This window comes from Mariniluteicoccus endophyticus, from assembly GCF_054780035.1.
Genome location: NZ_BAAGXC010000004.1, coordinates 74,781 through 90,958 on the forward strand (window position 1 = coordinate 74,781; position 16,178 = coordinate 90,958).

Annotated in this window: 11 protein-coding genes; 2 read left to right on the forward strand and 9 right to left on the reverse strand. The window is 69.2% G+C overall.

The features are described 5' to 3' along the window. Nucleotides 1-312: 312 nt before the first annotated feature. Nucleotides 313-1,473 (reverse strand): signal recognition particle-docking protein FtsY, encoded by a 1,161-nt coding sequence (ftsY, locus tag ACYVGD_RS01985; protein ID WP_460741294.1) that lies wholly within the window; start codon nt 1,471-1,473, stop codon nt 313-315. Nucleotides 1,474-1,796: 323 nt separating this feature from the next. On the opposite strand from ftsY, the gene ACYVGD_RS01990 reads away from it, so the two are divergent. After that, nucleotides 1,797-6,284 carry a lamin tail domain-containing protein gene (locus ACYVGD_RS01990; protein ID WP_460741295.1) on the forward strand — a complete coding sequence of 1,496 codons (4,488 nt, stop codon included), beginning with the start codon at nt 1,797-1,799 and terminating at the stop codon, nt 6,282-6,284. A 76-nt stretch (nt 6,285-6,360) separates the two neighbouring features. Here the strand turns inward: ACYVGD_RS01990 and ACYVGD_RS01995 are convergent, their stop codons facing one another. The 7 genes from ACYVGD_RS01995 to ACYVGD_RS02025 form a co-directional block, all read right to left on the reverse strand. After that, complete coding sequence (locus ACYVGD_RS01995) at nt 6,361-6,552, reverse strand: hypothetical protein (protein ID WP_460741296.1); 192 nt, start codon at nt 6,550-6,552, stop codon at nt 6,361-6,363. A 146-nt stretch (nt 6,553-6,698) separates the two neighbouring features. Beyond that, nucleotides 6,699-10,253 (reverse strand): chromosome segregation protein SMC, encoded by a 3,555-nt coding sequence (gene smc, locus ACYVGD_RS02000; RefSeq protein WP_460741297.1) that lies wholly within the window; start codon nt 10,251-10,253, stop codon nt 6,699-6,701. 3 nt (nt 10,254-10,256) lie between these two features. After that, entirely contained in the window at nt 10,257-10,895 is a 639-nt protein-coding gene (locus tag ACYVGD_RS02005) for a GtrA family protein (protein WP_460741298.1), read from the reverse strand. Then, nucleotides 10,892-11,779 (reverse strand): bifunctional DNA-formamidopyrimidine glycosylase/DNA-(apurinic or apyrimidinic site) lyase, encoded by an 888-nt coding sequence (mutM, locus tag ACYVGD_RS02010; protein ID WP_460741299.1) that lies wholly within the window; start codon nt 11,777-11,779, stop codon nt 10,892-10,894. The genes ACYVGD_RS02005 and mutM overlap by 4 nt, the downstream gene beginning before the upstream one ends. Nucleotide 11,780: 1 nt before the next feature. Further along, nucleotides 11,781-12,521 carry a ribonuclease III gene (rnc, locus tag ACYVGD_RS02015; protein ID WP_460741300.1) on the reverse strand — a complete coding sequence of 247 codons (741 nt, stop codon included), beginning with the start codon at nt 12,519-12,521 and terminating at the stop codon, nt 11,781-11,783. A 13-nt stretch (nt 12,522-12,534) separates the two neighbouring features. Next, nucleotides 12,535-12,726 (reverse strand): 50S ribosomal protein L32, encoded by a 192-nt coding sequence (gene rpmF, locus ACYVGD_RS02020; protein ID WP_460741301.1) that lies wholly within the window; start codon nt 12,724-12,726, stop codon nt 12,535-12,537. Between the two features lie 61 nt (nt 12,727-12,787). Beyond that, a complete protein-coding gene (locus tag ACYVGD_RS02025) occupies nt 12,788-13,339 on the reverse strand; it encodes a YceD family protein (protein WP_460741302.1) in 552 nt (183 codons plus the stop codon). A 176-nt stretch (nt 13,340-13,515) separates the two neighbouring features. Between ACYVGD_RS02025 and ACYVGD_RS02030 the strand changes: the two genes are divergently transcribed. Beyond that, entirely contained in the window at nt 13,516-14,007 is a 492-nt protein-coding gene (locus ACYVGD_RS02030; protein WP_460741303.1) for a hypothetical protein, read from the forward strand. Nucleotides 14,008-14,215: 208 nt separating this feature from the next. Here ACYVGD_RS02030 and ACYVGD_RS02035 read toward each other — a convergent pair whose 3' ends face one another. Beyond that, the gene (locus tag ACYVGD_RS02035; protein ID WP_460741304.1) at nt 14,216-16,018 is read right to left on the reverse strand and encodes a DUF7926 domain-containing protein; all 1,803 of its coding nucleotides are present in this window, start codon (nt 16,016-16,018) and stop codon (nt 14,216-14,218) included. Nucleotides 16,019-16,178: the final 160 nt, after the last annotated feature.

The following is a 16,178-nucleotide window of genomic DNA, read 5'->3' on the forward strand; positions in this document are numbered from 1 at the left end:
CTCGTCGCGGTTCTCGATGACGGGGGCGGGCGCGGGCCGGCCGAGGAGGTCTCGCCAGGTCGGATAGAAGCGCAGCCAGTCGTTGATGAGGACGAACGAGGTCACCACCGCCAGCAACTGGGCGAGCACCAGCACGGACCACCGTCCGACGGCCTCCCACCAGCGGCGCGGGGAGGGGCGTACGCCGACGCGCCAGCGGGTGGCCGACCACGCGGGGGTGTGGCGACCCTCGCGCCGCGGGGCCCATACGGCCAGGGCGGGCAGCGCCAGGGTGAGCGCGACGGCCAGCCCCGGGCTGGTGAGTTCCACCGATCAGGCCTCGAGGAGCGCGTCCACGAACTCTTCGGCGTCGAACGGCGCGAGGTCGTCGACGCCTTCGCCCAGGCCGACGAGCTTGACGGGGACACCGAGTTCACGCTGCACCTGGACGATGATGCCGCCCTTGGCAGATCCGTCGAGTTTGGTGAGCACGATGCCGGTGACGTCGACGACCTCCCGGAAGATGCGGGCCTGGACGAGGCCGTTCTGGCCGGTGGTGGCGTCGATGACGAGCAGGACCTCGCTGACGGGCGCCTTCTTCTCGATGACGCGCTTGACCTTGCCGAGTTCGTCCATGAGGCCGGTCTTGGTGTGCAGGCGTCCCGCGGTGTCGATGAGGACGACGTCGACCTCCTGCTCGACGCCGGCCTTGACCGCCTCGAAGGCCACCGAGGCGGGGTCGGCCCCCTCCGCCCCGCGGACCGTCGGGACGCCGACGCGGCCCCCCCAGGTTTCGAGCTGGTCGGCGGCGGCGGCCCGGAAGGTGTCGGCCGCGCCGAGCAGGACGTCCTTGTCTTCGGCGACGAGTACGCGGGCGAGCTTGCCCGCGGTGGTCGTCTTGCCGGTGCCGTTGACGCCGACGACCATGACCACGGCCGGGTCGTCACCGTGTCGCTCGATGTTCAGCGAGCGGTCGAGGGTGGGGTCGACGACCTTCACGAGTTCTTCGCGCAGGATGCGCCGGGCCTCGGCGGGGTCGGTGACGCCGTCGACCTTGAAGCGGGTCCGCAGGGAGTCCACGAGTTCGGTGGTCGGGCCGACCCCGAGGTCGGACTGGATGAGCGTGGCCTCGAAGTCGTCCCAGGTGTCGTCGTCGACCGTCCCGCCGGACAGCAGCGACAGCAGGCCGCGCGACAGCGGGTTGTTCTGGCCCGCGAGCCGGGCGCGCAGACGCCGCAGGCGCGTGCCGGCCGCCTCGGGGCGCTCCAGCGTGGTGGTCGCCGGGCCGGCCACGGGGCTGTCGACGATCGACTCGTCGACGCCGGGGACGACCTCGCGGCCGATCTCGTCGGTCTCGCCCGTGCCGGGAGCCAACTCCTCGCGTCGGGTGCCGCGCCCGAGCGCACGGTTGCGCGCGACCAGCGCGCCGACACCGACGAGGAGCAGCGCCACGACGGCGCCGATGATCAGGTACAGGGTGGTGGGATCAGACACGGGGCCATCCTAGGCGGACGGCGCGTCCCCCACGGCCATCGCCGGTGACACCAACGGTGACCAACTCGAAGGTCTCCACACCCGCCGCGAGAACGCCCAGCCGCTCAGCCACCGGCGGGTCAACGCCACCATCGCCGGGCGCCCCCCGACGTCATGTTCCCCACGCAGATCACGGCCATCGTGGACACCCTGCACCACATCCGCGACACGGCCACCCCCGCCGCAGGTTGAGCCGTGTTCACCTGCAGGTAACGAAACACACCCCGGCATGTCAGCCGCCGGCGACAGGTTGTTGGCTTCCCGACCACTAACCGGAGGTTTCCTTGTCTGCCATCCCCCACGGCCTGCGGCGAGCGATCGCCGTGGCCACCTCGGCCGCGCTGCTGTCGGGATCACTCGCCTCGCTGGCGGTGACCCCCGCGCACTCGCTGTCCCCAGCCCCCGCCCTCGTCGTCACCGAGATCGCCCCCGACGTGACCGGTGTCGACCTCTACGAATTCGTCGAGGTCCACAACCCCACCAGCAGCCCGGTCGACCTGTCGACCATGAAACTGGCCTACATCTATGCCGACTCCGACGACCGCACGAAGGACGTCGCCCTCGGCGTACCCCCCGGAACGACCATCGCGCCCGGTGAGCGACTCGTGCTCTGGGTCGACTACACCAACTCCACCGTCGACACCACGACGAAGACCGAGCAGGACTTCCGCGACTTCTGGGCCGCGAACGGCCAGCCCGGGACCGCCTATCGCGTCGTCCGGATGACCGGGCAGCCGGGCCTCGCCAACGGCGGCGCCCGCGGCATCCGCATCTCCGATGCCACCGGCACCGAGATCAGCCGCTCCTACTACCCGGCCGGCACGACGGGCATCAACCGGACCGCACACTTCGACCACGTCCCCGCGACGACCACGTCGACGACCCTCACCCTGCCCAACGCCGTCGCCACACCCGGTGCCCCCAGTCCCACACCGACCCCCACCCCCACACCGACCCCCACCGCCACACCGACCCCATCGCCCAGCGCGACGCCGACGACCGTCCCGACACCGACGCCGACCCCCACGCCGCCTACGCGCAACTGCACCCCCGCAGCGACCTCGTTGCTGCAGATCACCGAACTCGTCGTGGATTCGGCGAACGTCGGCGGCTCCGACGGGTACGAGTTCATCGAGGTCACCAACACCTCCGACAAGCCCGTGGCGTACGCCGACTTCCACCTCAACTACCTGTACCCGCTGGAAGACCTCACCAACAGCTCGGTCGCGGCGTGGCCCGCACGCCCCGGCGATCCGGTCATCCAGCCCGGTGCCTCCCTGGTGCTGTGGATCAAGAACGGCCCCAATGACGCACTGACCGCCGCCGACTTCAACGCCTACTACAAGACGACCCTCGCCGCGGGCACCCAGCTCGTCGAGGTCCACACCGGCGGCATGGCCAACGGCTCCCCGCGCGGCCTGGAGATCGTCACCAACACGAGTACGCCGATCAACCGCGCGTACTACAACCTCGCCGGAGCCGACGACGTCGACCTCGACCGGGGCATCCAGTACGCCACCGACCCGGCCGACCCGCTGCGCCAGCGGCTGATCGGCAAGGCCCCGGCGACCCCCGGCGCCACCACGCCCGAGCAGACCCCGCTGTGCGTCGCGACGCCGGCCGACACCACCGCCCCGGCCGTGACCGACTCCACCGCCAGCGACATCGCCCCCGGCCAGGACTTCACGTTCTCGGCCACCATCACCGACGACGTCGCCGTGCGGACCGTCACCCTGTGGACCAAGAGCGACGTCGACCAGGCCTACACCCCCACCACGGTCGCGGCCGGCCCCGACGGGACCTACCGCCACACCGTCGCCGCCGCCGACCTCACCGGCAAGCGCCACGTCGACCACTACTGGACCGCCGGCGACGGCACCCACCTGACCACGTCGCCGACGACGCGCTCGACGGTCACCGGCGTCGACACCGCCCCGCTGGGGCTGTCCGTGGTCGAGGGGCAGTGCCTGCGGGGCACCACGACCGTCTCCGCGGACGGTCGCGCCCGCTCGCAGGGCCTGCGCCTGTCCGTGGCCGGACACGACGTGACCGGACAGACCACGCCGACGCTGGGCGGCGAGCCGGTGTTCGCGATGGAGGCCGGCAACGTCGACACGTTCTTCAAGAACGGCATCCTCGTCGGCCCGGAAGTCCTGAAGATCTTCGAGGACGGCATCTACTCCGGCACGAAGACGATCTCCACGCCCGTCCCGCTCAAGCACGTCCGGCAGGGCGACGAACTGGTGGTCTCGGTCTATGCGGGCACCAAGGCCAAGCCCGCCATCGACCCGAACGAGAACAACGACGACTTCACCATCCAGAACCTGCGCCTGGTGCTGCCGGATGGTCGCACGCTCACGCCGACGAACTACACCGACCCGACCCGGGTCCTGCAGATGGGTGACTCCGCGGGCAAACTCGACTTCTTCGACGCCCACTTCACGCTGCCCGCCGACGCGTTCACCGCGGTGGGGTACGCGTGGGACACCACGACCCTCCCCGACGGGACCTACCCGGTGACAGCCACCAACGGCACCGACACGCTCACCCGCCAGGTCTGCGTCGACAACACCGGCCCGGTCATCGACACGCCGCTGGTCGACGGCAAGGACTACCAGGGGCCGATCACCCTCACGGCCACGGCGACCGACGCGGGCGCCGGGGTCGAGCGCGTCTCGGCCACGCTCGACGGGCAGCCGGTCACGCTGCCCCACGACACCTCGTCGGTCCAGCTGTCCCCCGGCGAGCACACCTTCGTCGTCACCGCCACCGACAAGGTCGGCAACACCTCCACCCGCACCGTCCGCTTCACGACCCCGGTCGAGCAGCCCGGCGTACGCCTGGAGGCGCCCGAGGACTTCGGGATCGTCCCCTGCACCCCGGCCGAGCTGGCCGCCACCGTCGTCGACCCCAGCGGTGACCAGACGGCGGTGTCGTTCCTTCGCGGCACCCGCCTGGTGCCCGGCATGCCCCAGGTCGGGGCCTACGAGGGGCGTACGCGGATCGCTGCCCAGCCAGACCGCACCGACGCCACCCGCGTCGGTGATCCGGCCGCGCTGGCGGCCGTCGACCAACGTTCGGTGACCACCGAGTCGTCCGACCAGCTGCCCTACCAACTGTTCGAGGTGGCGGTTCCGGCCGATGCCGGCCCCGACCACCAGGCCCGCATCCGGTGGACCGGCGCCGCCAACGCCAACTCCCGCGTGGTCATGTCGGTCATGAACACCCGCACGGGCCAGTGGGAGAACGTGGCTCAGCGGGTGACCGGGTCGACCGCGCCGTTCACGCTGGAGGCCATGGTCCCGGCCACCGACCACACCCGTGACGGCCGCATCCAGGTGCTCGTCCAGCACTCGGTGGGCTACGCCGGGGAGAACCTCAGCGGCCGGGACACGGCCGTCACCCCCGCCCACCCGGACGACACGCCGCGGTCCGCGTACGACTTCACCTTCGGCTGGGAGTCCGACACGCAGTACTACAACGCCAACGACGCGTTCTACAAGCACCAGCTCGGCATCCACGACTACTTCCTGGACCGCCGCGCGGAACTGAACCTGCAGTACGTCTTCCACACCGGCGACATCGTCGACAACAACCTGATCGCCCACCAGTACGAGAACGCCGACCCCGCGTACGCGAAGCTCGACCAGGCGCGGCTGCCCTACGGGGTGCTCGCGGGCAACCATGACGTGTCGCACCAGCTGGTCGACTACACCCAGTACGGCCAGCACTTCGGCGAGGCCCGCTACGCCGGCAACCCGTGGTACGGCGGTTCCCACCAGAACAACCGCGGCCACTACGACCTGCTGTCGGCAGGCGGCATGGACTTCGTGATGCTCTACATGGGCTGGGGTCCCGGGGACGAGCAGATCGCGTGGATGAACGACGTGATCCGCCGTTTCCCCGAGCGCAAGGTGATGATCAATCTGCACGAATACATGCTCACCACCGGTGGTCTCGGCCCGATCCCCCAGCGCGTCTTCGACGAGGTCGTACGCCCCAACCCGAACGTCATCACCGTGTTCTCGGGGCATTACCACGACGCCTACCACCGCACCGACGCGCTGGACGACAACGGCGACGGCACCCCGGACCGCACCGTCCACTCCGTGCTGTTCGACTACCAGGGACTGCCGGAGGGCGGCCAGGGTTACCTGCGGCTGATGCACTTCGACAACCGGTCGGGCCAGATCGTCTCGCGCACCTACTCGCCGACGCTGGCCGACTACGACTCCAGCGATCCCAACCTGGAGCCGCAGCACCAGGAGTTCACGATCCCCTACGCCGACCTGGGGTTGACGCCCGCGACGAAGTCGCTGTCGACGGACGCGCTGAGTGTCGACGTGCTGACCGCCCAGCCGATCGCCACGTTCCCCGACGTGGCCAGCGGTACGCGCCTGACTGCGACCTGGGCGGACGTGCCGGCGGGGTCGAACGGCTGGTACGTCGTCGCGCGTGATCCGCACGGCGGCGTGACCTACTCCGACCTGCGTACGCTGCGTCGCGGGGAGTGCGGCACGCCGGGGACCCCGCCCGCATCCCCGCTCCCGGACGGGAACGGCTCGTCGCCGACGCGACCGGCCGGCGGGAGCCCGGCACCGCAGCCCGCCATTCCCGGCGAGCGGCCGGCGCCGGCCCCGAAGCCGGTGGATCCCGGCGTGCGACAAGACCGTGGCGGGCTCGCCGCGACGGGCGCCTCCGACGCGACCCCGGCGTTGGCCGGGCTGCTGGCTCTGCTGAGCGGCGCAGCGCTGGTTCGACGCCGCCACTGACCCCGGTGCACGACGGGGCCCGACCAGATCGCTCTGGCCGGGCCCCGTTCCGGTTGTTCGGGCGTGTGCGGAGGTGTCAGCGGAAGGCGCGCTGCAGGGAGGCGGGCACCTCTGCCTCGCCGTTCAGCGCCATGGCCGCGCGTGCGAAGGCGTCGGCGACCTTCGGGTGCTGCTGCTTGCCCTTGCCGCGCATCCCGACGGCGACGGCACCGATGACGAACGTGCCGACGAGCACGACGAAGAGCATGGACAGGATGATCGAACCCATGGGGAAGGCCTTTCGGAGGGTCTGGACCGGGGAAGGTGCTGCCGACGACCAGCTGGCAGGCGTGTCCATTGTGACCCGTGTGACTCGTGTGACTCAAACGGGGGACGATCACGATCCGGTGACGTTGTGGGCCCGGGCCTCCGCGATCAGTCCTTCAGGCGCTGGGAGATCACCGTCGACACGCCGTCCCCGCGCATCGTCACGCCGTAGAGCGCGTCGGCGATCTCCATCGTCCGCTTCTGGTGGGTGATCACCAGCAGCTGCGAACTCTCGCGCAGCTGCTCGTAGATCTCCAGCAGGCGCCCGAGGTTGGTGTCGTCGAGCGCGGCCTCGACCTCGTCGAGAATGTAGAACGGGCTTGGCCGCGCGATGAACAGCGACACCAGGAACGCAACGGCCACCAGGGACCGCTCCCCGCCCGATAGCAGCGACAGCCGCTTGACCTTCTTGCCGGCCGGCCGCGCCTCGACCTCCACACCGGTCGTGAGCCACTGCCCCGGTTCGGTGAGGACCAGCCGCCCCTCGCCCCCGGGGAACAACGTGGCGAAGACCTGGGCGAAGGCGGTCTCGACATCGACGTACGCCTGGGCGAAGACCTTCTCGACGCGGTCGTCGACCTCGGCGATGAGATCGGTGAGGTCCTTGCGCGTGCGCTGCAGGTCGGCGAGCTGTTCGGACAGGAACTGGTGGCGCTCCTGCATCGCGTCGAACTCCTCGAGCGCGAGCGGGTTGACACGCCCCAGGACCGAGAGGTTCTTCTCGGCGCGGCGCAGCCGCTTCTCCTGCTCGGCCCGCACGAACGGCACCGGATCGGGCCGCTCGTCGTCATCGGTGAGCGCGGAGCCGTCCGGTCGGGTGAGGAGGGGCACCGGAATCTCGGGGCCGAACTCCCCCATCAACGTCTCGGCGTCGAGGCCGAGCTCCTCCATGGCCTTCTCGGCCAGGTTCTCGACGCGCATGCGCTGCTGGGCGCGGGCGATCTCGTCGCGGTGGACGGTGTCGACGAGCTTCTGGAGCTCCGCGGACAACTCGCGGGAGCGCTGGCGTGCGGCCGACAGCGCCTGCTCCGCCTCGATGCGTGCCTGCTCGGCGCGGCGGCGTCGCGCGTCGGCCTGGTCGCGGGAGCTCTCCACGCGGTCCACGAGCCACTCGGCGGCGGTCTTGACGGCGCGGGCGACCTCGGCCTCACGCTCGAGCTGGCGCCGACGTGCGGCGGCGCGCTCGCGGGCCTGCCGCTCGTTGGCGGCCGCTCGGCGCAGCGCGTCGGCGCGGCCGGACAGTCCGCGTACGCGCTCCTCGACCGTCCGCAGCGCAAGGCGGGCGTCCATCTCGGCCTGACGCGCCCGACGGGCATCGTCGGCGAGCCGGTCGCGCTCGGCGGGGTCGACCTCTTCGTCGATGTCCTCCGCCGACGCGTTGGCCAGCCGCACCTCCAGCTCCGCCAGCTTCGCCGCGTCGGCGTCCTGGCCCTCGCGGGCGCGTGTGATCGAGGCCTCGAGACGTTCCGCCTCACCGCGTGCCTGATTGGCGGTCGACTGGAGCTGGCCGAGCTCCTCGGCGAGCGCGGCCATGGCGGCGTCCGACTCGTGGAGGCGAGCCACGGCCACCTCGACACGTTCGGAAGCCTCAGTGAGCCGCCCGGCGACCTCGCCGAGCTCGAACCGGACGCGCTCCAGGGAGTGGTCGGCGGCCACGAGGCGCCGCTCGGCCTCGTCGACCGCGGCTTGGACCTCGATGAGCGACTGCTTGTTGCCCGAGCCGCCGGAGGCGAACCAGGCCGACAGGATGTCCCCGTCGCGCGTGACGGCGGTGACGTCGGGCAGCTCACCGACCAGCCGACGTGCTGACGGCAGGTCGTCGACGACCGCTACCTTGCGCAGCACACGGACCACCGATCCCCACAGCTCGCCCTCGCACGTCACGACGTCCGCGGCGTAGCGGGCCCACGACGGCAGCGCCGGCCACGCCTCGGTGTCGTTCCCGACGCCCGGGACGAGGATCCCCGCACGACCCAGGTCTTCGTCCTTCAGCAGGTCGAGGGCGCCGACGACGGCATCGACGTCTACCATGGCGACGGCATCGGCGGCCGACCCGAGCGCGGCCGAGACGGCGGCCTCGAATCCCGGCTCCACCGTCACCAGCGCGGCCACCGAGCCCAGCAGCCCGCACACCCGGTCACCGGCGGCCAGCAGCGCGGCGGACGCGTCCTTGCGGTCGAGTCCGAGCCTCAGCGCCTCGAGCCGGGCCGCAGCGGCGGCCCGTTCCTGGCTGGCCGTCTGTTCCTGCTTCTGTAGCTCGGCGACCTCCTGACGCACGACCTCGAGCGCCTGCTCGGCCCCCTCGTGCTCGCCGTCGAGGTCGACCTCGCCGGCATCGAGGCCAGCAACCTTCGACTCCAGCGCGGTGAACTCCTTCGTTGCCCGCTCGGCGCGGTCGCGGGCGGCGTCTCGCGACTCCTCGAGGCGGTTGATCTCGGCGACCACCGCCTCCGAGCGCGAGCGCAGCGAGCTGACCTGGCCCGACAGGCGGGCCAGACCCTCGCGCCGGTCGGCCACGGCACGCAGGTGGTCGTTGAGCCGCTTCTCCTCCGCGGCGTGGGCCAGCTCGAGCCCGTTGCGTACGCGGGTGGCCTCGGCGAGGGCCTCCCCGCGCGTCACGGCTTCCTCGCGCAGAGCGGCCTCCTGGCGGCCCACCTCGTCGGCTTCGGCCTCCATCATCGCCGGGTCTCGGCCCTGGCGCTCCTCGGTCGCCTGGTTCGCCGCGTTGCGCACGCGCTCCGCGGCGATGGACGCGGTGGAGGCCACCCGTTCCCTCAGCGACGAGAGCGCGTACCAGGTCTCCTGGGCCTGCTGGAGCGCCGGCAGCCCGTCGCGTACGCCCTGCTCGGCGTCCGCCTCGACGTGGCGTGCCTGCTCCAGCGCCGCCTCGACCTGGGCGCGACGCGTGCGCAGCGCCTCCTCGTCGGCGAGGTCGGACTCGAGCGCGAGCCTCGCCTGGACGAGATCGTCGGCGAGCAGCCGGGCGCGGGCATCACGCGCCTCGAGCTGGATGACCGCTGCCTTGCGCGCGACCTCGGCCTGACGTCCCAAGGGCTTGAGCTGGCGGCGGATCTCCCCGATGAGGTCGTTGAGGCGGTTGAGGTTGCCCTCGGTCGACTCGAGCTTGCGCAGCGCCTTCTCCTTGCGGCGGCGGTGCTTGAGGACGCCTGCGGCCTCCTCGATGAACCCTCGCCGACCCTCGGGCGTGGCCTGCAGGATGGAGTCGAGCTGTCCCTGACCGACGATGACGTGCATCTCGCGGCCGATGCCGGAGTCGGACAGCAGCTCTTGGACGTCGAGGAGTCGGGCGTTGGCGCCGTTGATCTGGTATTCGGAGCCGCCGTTGCGGAACATCGTGCGCGAGATGGTGACCTCGCTGTACTCGATCGGCAGCGCGCCATCGGTGTTGTCGATGGTCAGCGACACCTCGGCGCGGCCCAGCGGGGCGCGGCCGGCGGTGCCGGCAAAGATGACGTCTTCCATCTTGCCGCCCCGCAGCGACTTGGCGGCCTGGGCGCCCATCACCCAGGCGAGGGCGTCCACGACGTTGGACTTGCCCGACCCGTTGGGGCCTACAACACAGGTGATGCCGGGCTCGAAGTCGAGCGTGGTGGCCGAGGCGAAGGACTTGAAGCCGCGGAGCGTCAGGCTCTTCAGGTGCACGGCTCAGTCCCGTACTTCGGCCTCAGGCAGGGGGTTGCCCTCTTCGTCGACGACCTCGGGCGCGACGGCGGGGGCCACCATCGGCAGGTCGATCTCGGGATGGGCGCGCTTGCCACGGACGGCCCGGAACGTCCACAGCTTGTTGACCACGAAGTTGATCGGCATCGTCAGCACGATCTGGACCAGGTTGGCCCAGTACAGCGCCGTCCGCAGCCCGCTCGAGTCGTCGAGCACCGGGAACAGCTGGCGGAGCTCGACCGGCGACCCGTGCCACAGCATCAGCTGGATGAGGATCTGGCCCACGGCGTACGCCACCGAGCCGACCGCGAGGAAGGGGAGGAACTCCTTCCACCATCCCGCGTGCTTGCCCGACTTGAACGTCCACGTCCGGTTGAGCTGGAAGTTCCAGATGTTTGCGACCAGGAACGCCAGCGTGGTGAAGATGACGAACCATCGGACGTTGAAGTCGGTCAGGGGGACGGGGAACGCCACCCCGCGGTAGTCACCGCCGAACAGCTTGCGCAGGATGATGAGGACGATCTGGTTGACCAGCACGCCGGACCCGCCGACGGCCCCGAACCGGATGAATTGCATCCAGTTGTGGCGGTGGCGCACGAAGACGTAGTGGGCAAGCTTGTTCACGATTTCACCACCCTAGACCGCTTCGAGCCCTTTGCTGAAACGCCACGAGGGGGACGCTGGCAGGAGGGGCAGAAGTAGGAGGACCTGTTCATGAAGGCCGTACGCCGGATCGCCTCCCCGCAACGGCGGCAGGGCTCGCCCTCGCGTCCGTACGCCTCGAGCGACCGCTCGAAGTAGCCCGACTCCCCGTTGACGTTGACGTAGAGGGCGTCGAACGAGGTCCCGCCTTGGGCCAGCGCCTCCGCCATGACGGTGCGGGCCGCGTCGAGCAGGCCCACCGCCGCCTTCTGGGTGAGCCTGGACGCAGGCCGTTCGTGGTGGAGGCGGGCACGCCACAGGGCCTCGTCGGCATAGATGTTGCCGATCCCCGACACCACGGTCTGGTCGAGCAGCACGCGCTTGACCCCGGAGCGCCGTGCGCGCAACCGCCGGGCGACCTCGGCGACGTCGTAGTCGGGTTCGAAGGGGTCGCGGGCGATGTGGGCGATCTCACCGGGCAGTTCCGCTCCCCCGGGAGACAGCGACAGGCCTCCGAACATGCGCTGGTCGACGAACCGCAGCTCGTCTCCCCCGTCGGTGAACTGGAGGCGTACGCGCAGATGCCGCGGGTCATCGGCACCCCGCGCCGCGGTGCGGAACTGGCCGCTCATGCCCAGGTGGACGAGCACGGCGTCGCCGTCGGCCAATGGGAGCCACAAGTATTTGCCACGTCGCCTCGGCTCGGCGAAGGTCCGACCGCGCAGGGTCACGGCGAAGTCGTCGGCGCCGGCCAGGTGGCGGCGCACGGGGCGCGGGTGGAGGACCTCGACGTCGGCGACGGTGCGCCCGGTGAGATGTCGCGCGAGCCCGCCGCGGACGACCTCGACCTCGGGCAGCTCGGGCATGTCAGCCCTTCGCGTCGTCGGTCAGCGACTCGTAGATCTTCTGCAGCTCGGCGAAGCCCATGCCAGCGGCCTCCTGCTCGGCCTGCTTCTTGTTGCGCCCCTTGCCAGGGCCGAACGAGAGGTCGCCGATGACGACAGTGGCCTCGAAGCGCTTGTCGTGGTCGGGTCCCGACTCGGTGATCTCGTAGTGGGGTACGCCGAGCCCGGCGTTCGACGAGAGCTCCTGCAGCGAGGTCTTCCAGTCGAGCCCCGCCCCGAGGTTGGCGGCCTCCTGCATGAGCGGGTCGAACAGGTGGTGGACGAACACGCGTGCACCGTCGATGCCGTGGGCCAAGTAGGTGGCGCCGATGAGCGCCTCCATCGTGTCGGCCAGGATGGACGACTTGTCGTGGCCGCCGGTGGTGACCTCTCCCCTGCCGAGCCGGATCAGGGGACCCACGTCGAGACTGCGTGCGACCTTGGCGAGGGCGCGAGCATTGACCACCGCGGCACGGAGCTTGGCCAGCTCACCCTCCGACAGGTCCGGATGGGTCGAGTACAGGTGGTCGGTGACCACGACGCCGAGGACCGAGTCGCCGAGGAACTCGAGTCGCTCGTTGGTCGGCAGCCCGCCGTTCTCGTACGCGTACGAGCGGTGGGTCAGGGCCAGCACGAAGAGCTGGGGGTCCACAGGGACCCCCAGCTCGGTGCACAGGACCTCGAAGCCGCTCGGGGCGGACTCGGCGCGGTCTGTGACGCTCACGGGCGAGCGTCGATCAGGACTCGAGGACCTGACGACGCGCGGTGCGCGGACCGTACTGGCCGCAGGCACCGCAGGCGGTGTGGGGCAGGTGCTTCTCGCGGCACGCCGGGTTGGCGCAGGTCACGAGGGTCGGCGCGGCGGCCTTCCACTGCGAGCGGCGGTGACGCGTGTTGCTGCGGGACATCTTCCGCTTGGGAACTGCCACTGGTCTCTCCTAGTCGTCGATCGGACCGGGTGGCCCGAAGGTGCACGTCGTGACGTGCGGGTCAGTCGTCGGAGGCCCGCTTGGCCCAAGCGGCGAGATCGCCCCACCGGGGGTCGATCGCGTCACCGTGGTCGTGGTCGGGGTTGTCGTTGAGGTTGAGCCCACAGGTGGGGCACAGTCCCTCGCAGTCGTCCCGGCACAGCGGCTGCAGCGGCATCTCCAGCACCACCTCGTCGCGCACGAGGGGCTCCAGATCGATCATCTCGCCCTCCATGCGGCTGGCCTCGTCCTCGTCGAAGTCGGAGCCGGGATGGACGTAGAGCTCCTGGATGTCGATCTCGAGGTCTTCCTCGATCTTGTCCAGACAGCGCCCGCACTCCCCGACCACCTGCACCTCGGCGGTTCCGGTGACCAGCACCCCCTCGACGACCGCCTCGAGCCTGAGGTCGAGCCGGATCGGCGACGTGGGTGGTACGCCGATTATTTCGCTGCCGATGCCCTCGGGTGCGTCGATGACGGTCTCGACCGTCATCATCGAACCCGCCCCCCGACCAAGGTCGTGGGTGTTGAGGACCAGCCCCGAGCGAGCCTCCGAGGTGCGATGCGAGGTCATTACCGTCCCTTCCACGAACGGGGGCACGACAGCGTCATAACCGACGCATCACTCTACCCGGAACGTGCCCTGAGACAAAACCGCGCGTTGACTCATCAAAGATGCCCGCGTAGGTAGGGTCGTTGACTCATCTCAAGATGCCCGCGTGGGACGACCATGCATGGATGGGGTTGTCGATGAGTGAACGTCGTGTGGTGACCAAGGCGATGAGGGTCAAGTACGCCAAGGGATCCAGGGCCGAGAAGGGCGAGGTCCTCGACGCGTTGTGCCAAGCCACCGGCTGGCACCGCGACCACGCCCGCAAGGCCCTGCGGACCGCGATCGCGTTGGGGGACCAGCCGCCACCACAGCGCAGGTCCCGCCCACCGGCGGTGAAGTACGACGACACCATCATCGAGGCGTTACGGGTGTGCTGGGCCGTGCTCGACGGTCCGACCGGCAAACGGCTCGGCCCGGCCCTGCCGCAGCTGGTGACCTCGCTGCGCGCCCACGGCGAGCTCGACCTCACCGACGACCAGGCCGCGCTGTTGTGTGGCATGTCCCCGGCCACCAACCTGATCGAACTCGCACGACGCCGCGGCCCCGTCCCACAACGCCCCAACCGCCCACGGCGTCTACTCCTCCAAACGCAAGATCAGCGCCCCCTGCACGCGGGCGTCTTGAGATGAGTCAACGACTCAAACCAAGCGGGCATCTTGACATGAGTCATCAGGATTGGCTCCCCCGGCGAGCCTCGTAAAAGAATCTCATAAAAGACGTCTAACTTTCAGAGTGACCTACCGCAACGATAACGACCCGGGTGCCCCCACAGAGGCGGCACCCGGGTCGCTTCTTTTCAGCCGGTCTATGAATCCCGGACGTCAGGGATCCCGGACGTCAGCGGCGATTGCGTCGCAGCGCCAGGGTTGTCCCGCCGGCTGCCAGAAGAACCACACCGATCCCAGCCACGGCCATGTCACGAGCATCAGCACCCGTGTTGGCCAGTCCAGGAGTTCCGGTGGCCGTCGGCGGCTGGCTAGGACCAGCCGGCCGCATGGGCGCGGGCGTCGCGGTCGGCGTGGGCGTGGGCGTGGGCGTCGCGGTCGGCGTGGGCGTCGCGGTCGTGGGCGTGGGCGTGGGCGTCGCGGTCGGCGTGGGCGTGGGCGTGGGCGTCGCGGTCGGCGTGGGCGTGGGCGTCGCGGTCGGCGTGGGCGTGGGCGTCGCGGTCGGCGTGGGCGTCGGAATGAGGTTCGCCGTGTTCGTCACGTTCACCTTGGTTTGGGTCTGGTTACCGATGCTGAACTGGGCGGTTGGCCCCGTGGCATTGTTGACGGTGAACTGGGGTTCGCCCCACGTGACCGTGGTGATTGCCGGATCGGTGGCAGCGGTGTTCTCACTCAGCGTGACGGTTGTGCCCACGGGCAGTGCTATGGGGTTGACCACCGTGCCGCCGGGGCTCACCGAAAGTTCGATCGGGTTGGACGGCGGCGTCCATCCGGGGTAGTCGGCGGCGGTCTTTCCCGCGGGGAGGACCCACGTGGCTTGGAGCTTGAACGCCGTGTTGCTCGGAATTCCCGAAGCGCCGGTACCCGTCAGAAACTTGGTGGCTTGGAAGTTGCCGAACCCGTCCTTCATCTCCACGGTGATGGTGAATGACTCGACGTAGGTCGCCTGGTTGGTGACGGTGTAGTCGGTGATCGGTGTCGTTGACTCGTTACGGTAGATAACTCCGGGCTGCACCTTGCCGCCATCGGGAATCGTGTTGTACGCGATCGTGTAGTTCGTGTCGCGGTTCAGTGACCCCGTGATGGTGATCGTCGCCTCAGTACGGGCTTGGTTGAACGTCACCGACAGCTTGGGTGCGCCGTAGTCGGTGTTGAGGACGGCACCAGTGGCATCGGTGACCGGCTCGGCAGACGAATCCGGATTAGTGGCACTGGAGTAGGCCCGCAATTCCCACTGGGTGGGATCGGTGACGAAAGTGTGGCCGGGCCCGAGCTTGTCGACGAAGGTGAAGTTGACAGCATCAGCGGACTGCCCCGTCTTATCGAGCACGAACGTGCTGCCAAAAGCGATCTGCCACGGCATCACCGTATCCGAAAGGCTCAGGTTCGGCTCCCATTTCCCAACCCACCAAGGGCTATACGTGGCATCGGTGTCGATGATGGGGGAACCGTTGGGCAGCGGCACAGGGGTCGCCTGTCCATTGAGAACAAAGTCAACCGTGTTGGTGGTCGTTGACTGGGTGGCCTGGACGATACCGGACCCCGATCCCTTGATGTCAGTTTTGCCCACGATGGTGTCGTTAAACGTGCAAACGACCTCGGTCTTGGAAATTACGCACTGCCCCGAGGATTTCCCAGATGCATCGCTCAGGGGAATGGTGGTCTCTTCCTTCATCTGAAGCTGGGGCGGCAGTTGGATTGAAAAAGAGTCGTTGGGCCGCGGATTGGCGTCCGAAGCGTCCCAAGTGAAGGTGAACTTAGCCCAGTTCCAGACATTCATGGTCCCCGGCTGAGACTCTCCGGTGGACGTCGTGCGTTCGAGAGATGTGATGTTGACAACAATGTTGTCGTTTTGAGCCGCGTGTGCAGGCGTAGCGTTTCCAGTGCCCAGCAGTGTTCCGAAGACTGCCAGTAAGACGATGAAGCCTATGTTGATCTTGCGTACCGACCAAACGGCCGATGGAAGTACTCTCATGATCTTTCCCCCTATCTTGAAGCGGGTCGCACCCCGCGGGCGTACTTTATCCGCCCCTCCTCTGAGGGTCTACTCGCGCGTTGACTCATCTCGAGATGCCCGCGTGGGACGACCATGCATGGATGGGGTTGTCGATGAGTGAACGTCGTGTGGTGACCAA

Bases quoted from the DNA above. Each gene is read 5' to 3' on its own strand.
- mutM (WP_460741299.1), bottom strand. From the start codon at position 11,779: ATGCCCGAGCTGCCCGAGGTCGAGGTCGTCCGCGGCGGGCTCGCGCGA.
- ACYVGD_RS02030 (WP_460741303.1), top strand. From the start codon at position 13,516: ATGAGTGAACGTCGTGTGGTGACCAAGGCGATGAGGGTCAAGTACGCC.
- ACYVGD_RS02035 (WP_460741304.1), bottom strand. From the start codon at position 16,018: ATGAGAGTACTTCCATCGGCCGTTTGGTCGGTACGCAAGATCAACATA.
- ACYVGD_RS02025 (WP_460741302.1), bottom strand. From the start codon at position 13,339: ATGACCTCGCATCGCACCTCGGAGGCTCGCTCGGGGCTGGTCCTCAAC.
- ACYVGD_RS01995 (WP_460741296.1), bottom strand. From the start codon at position 6,552: ATGGGTTCGATCATCCTGTCCATGCTCTTCGTCGTGCTCGTCGGCACG.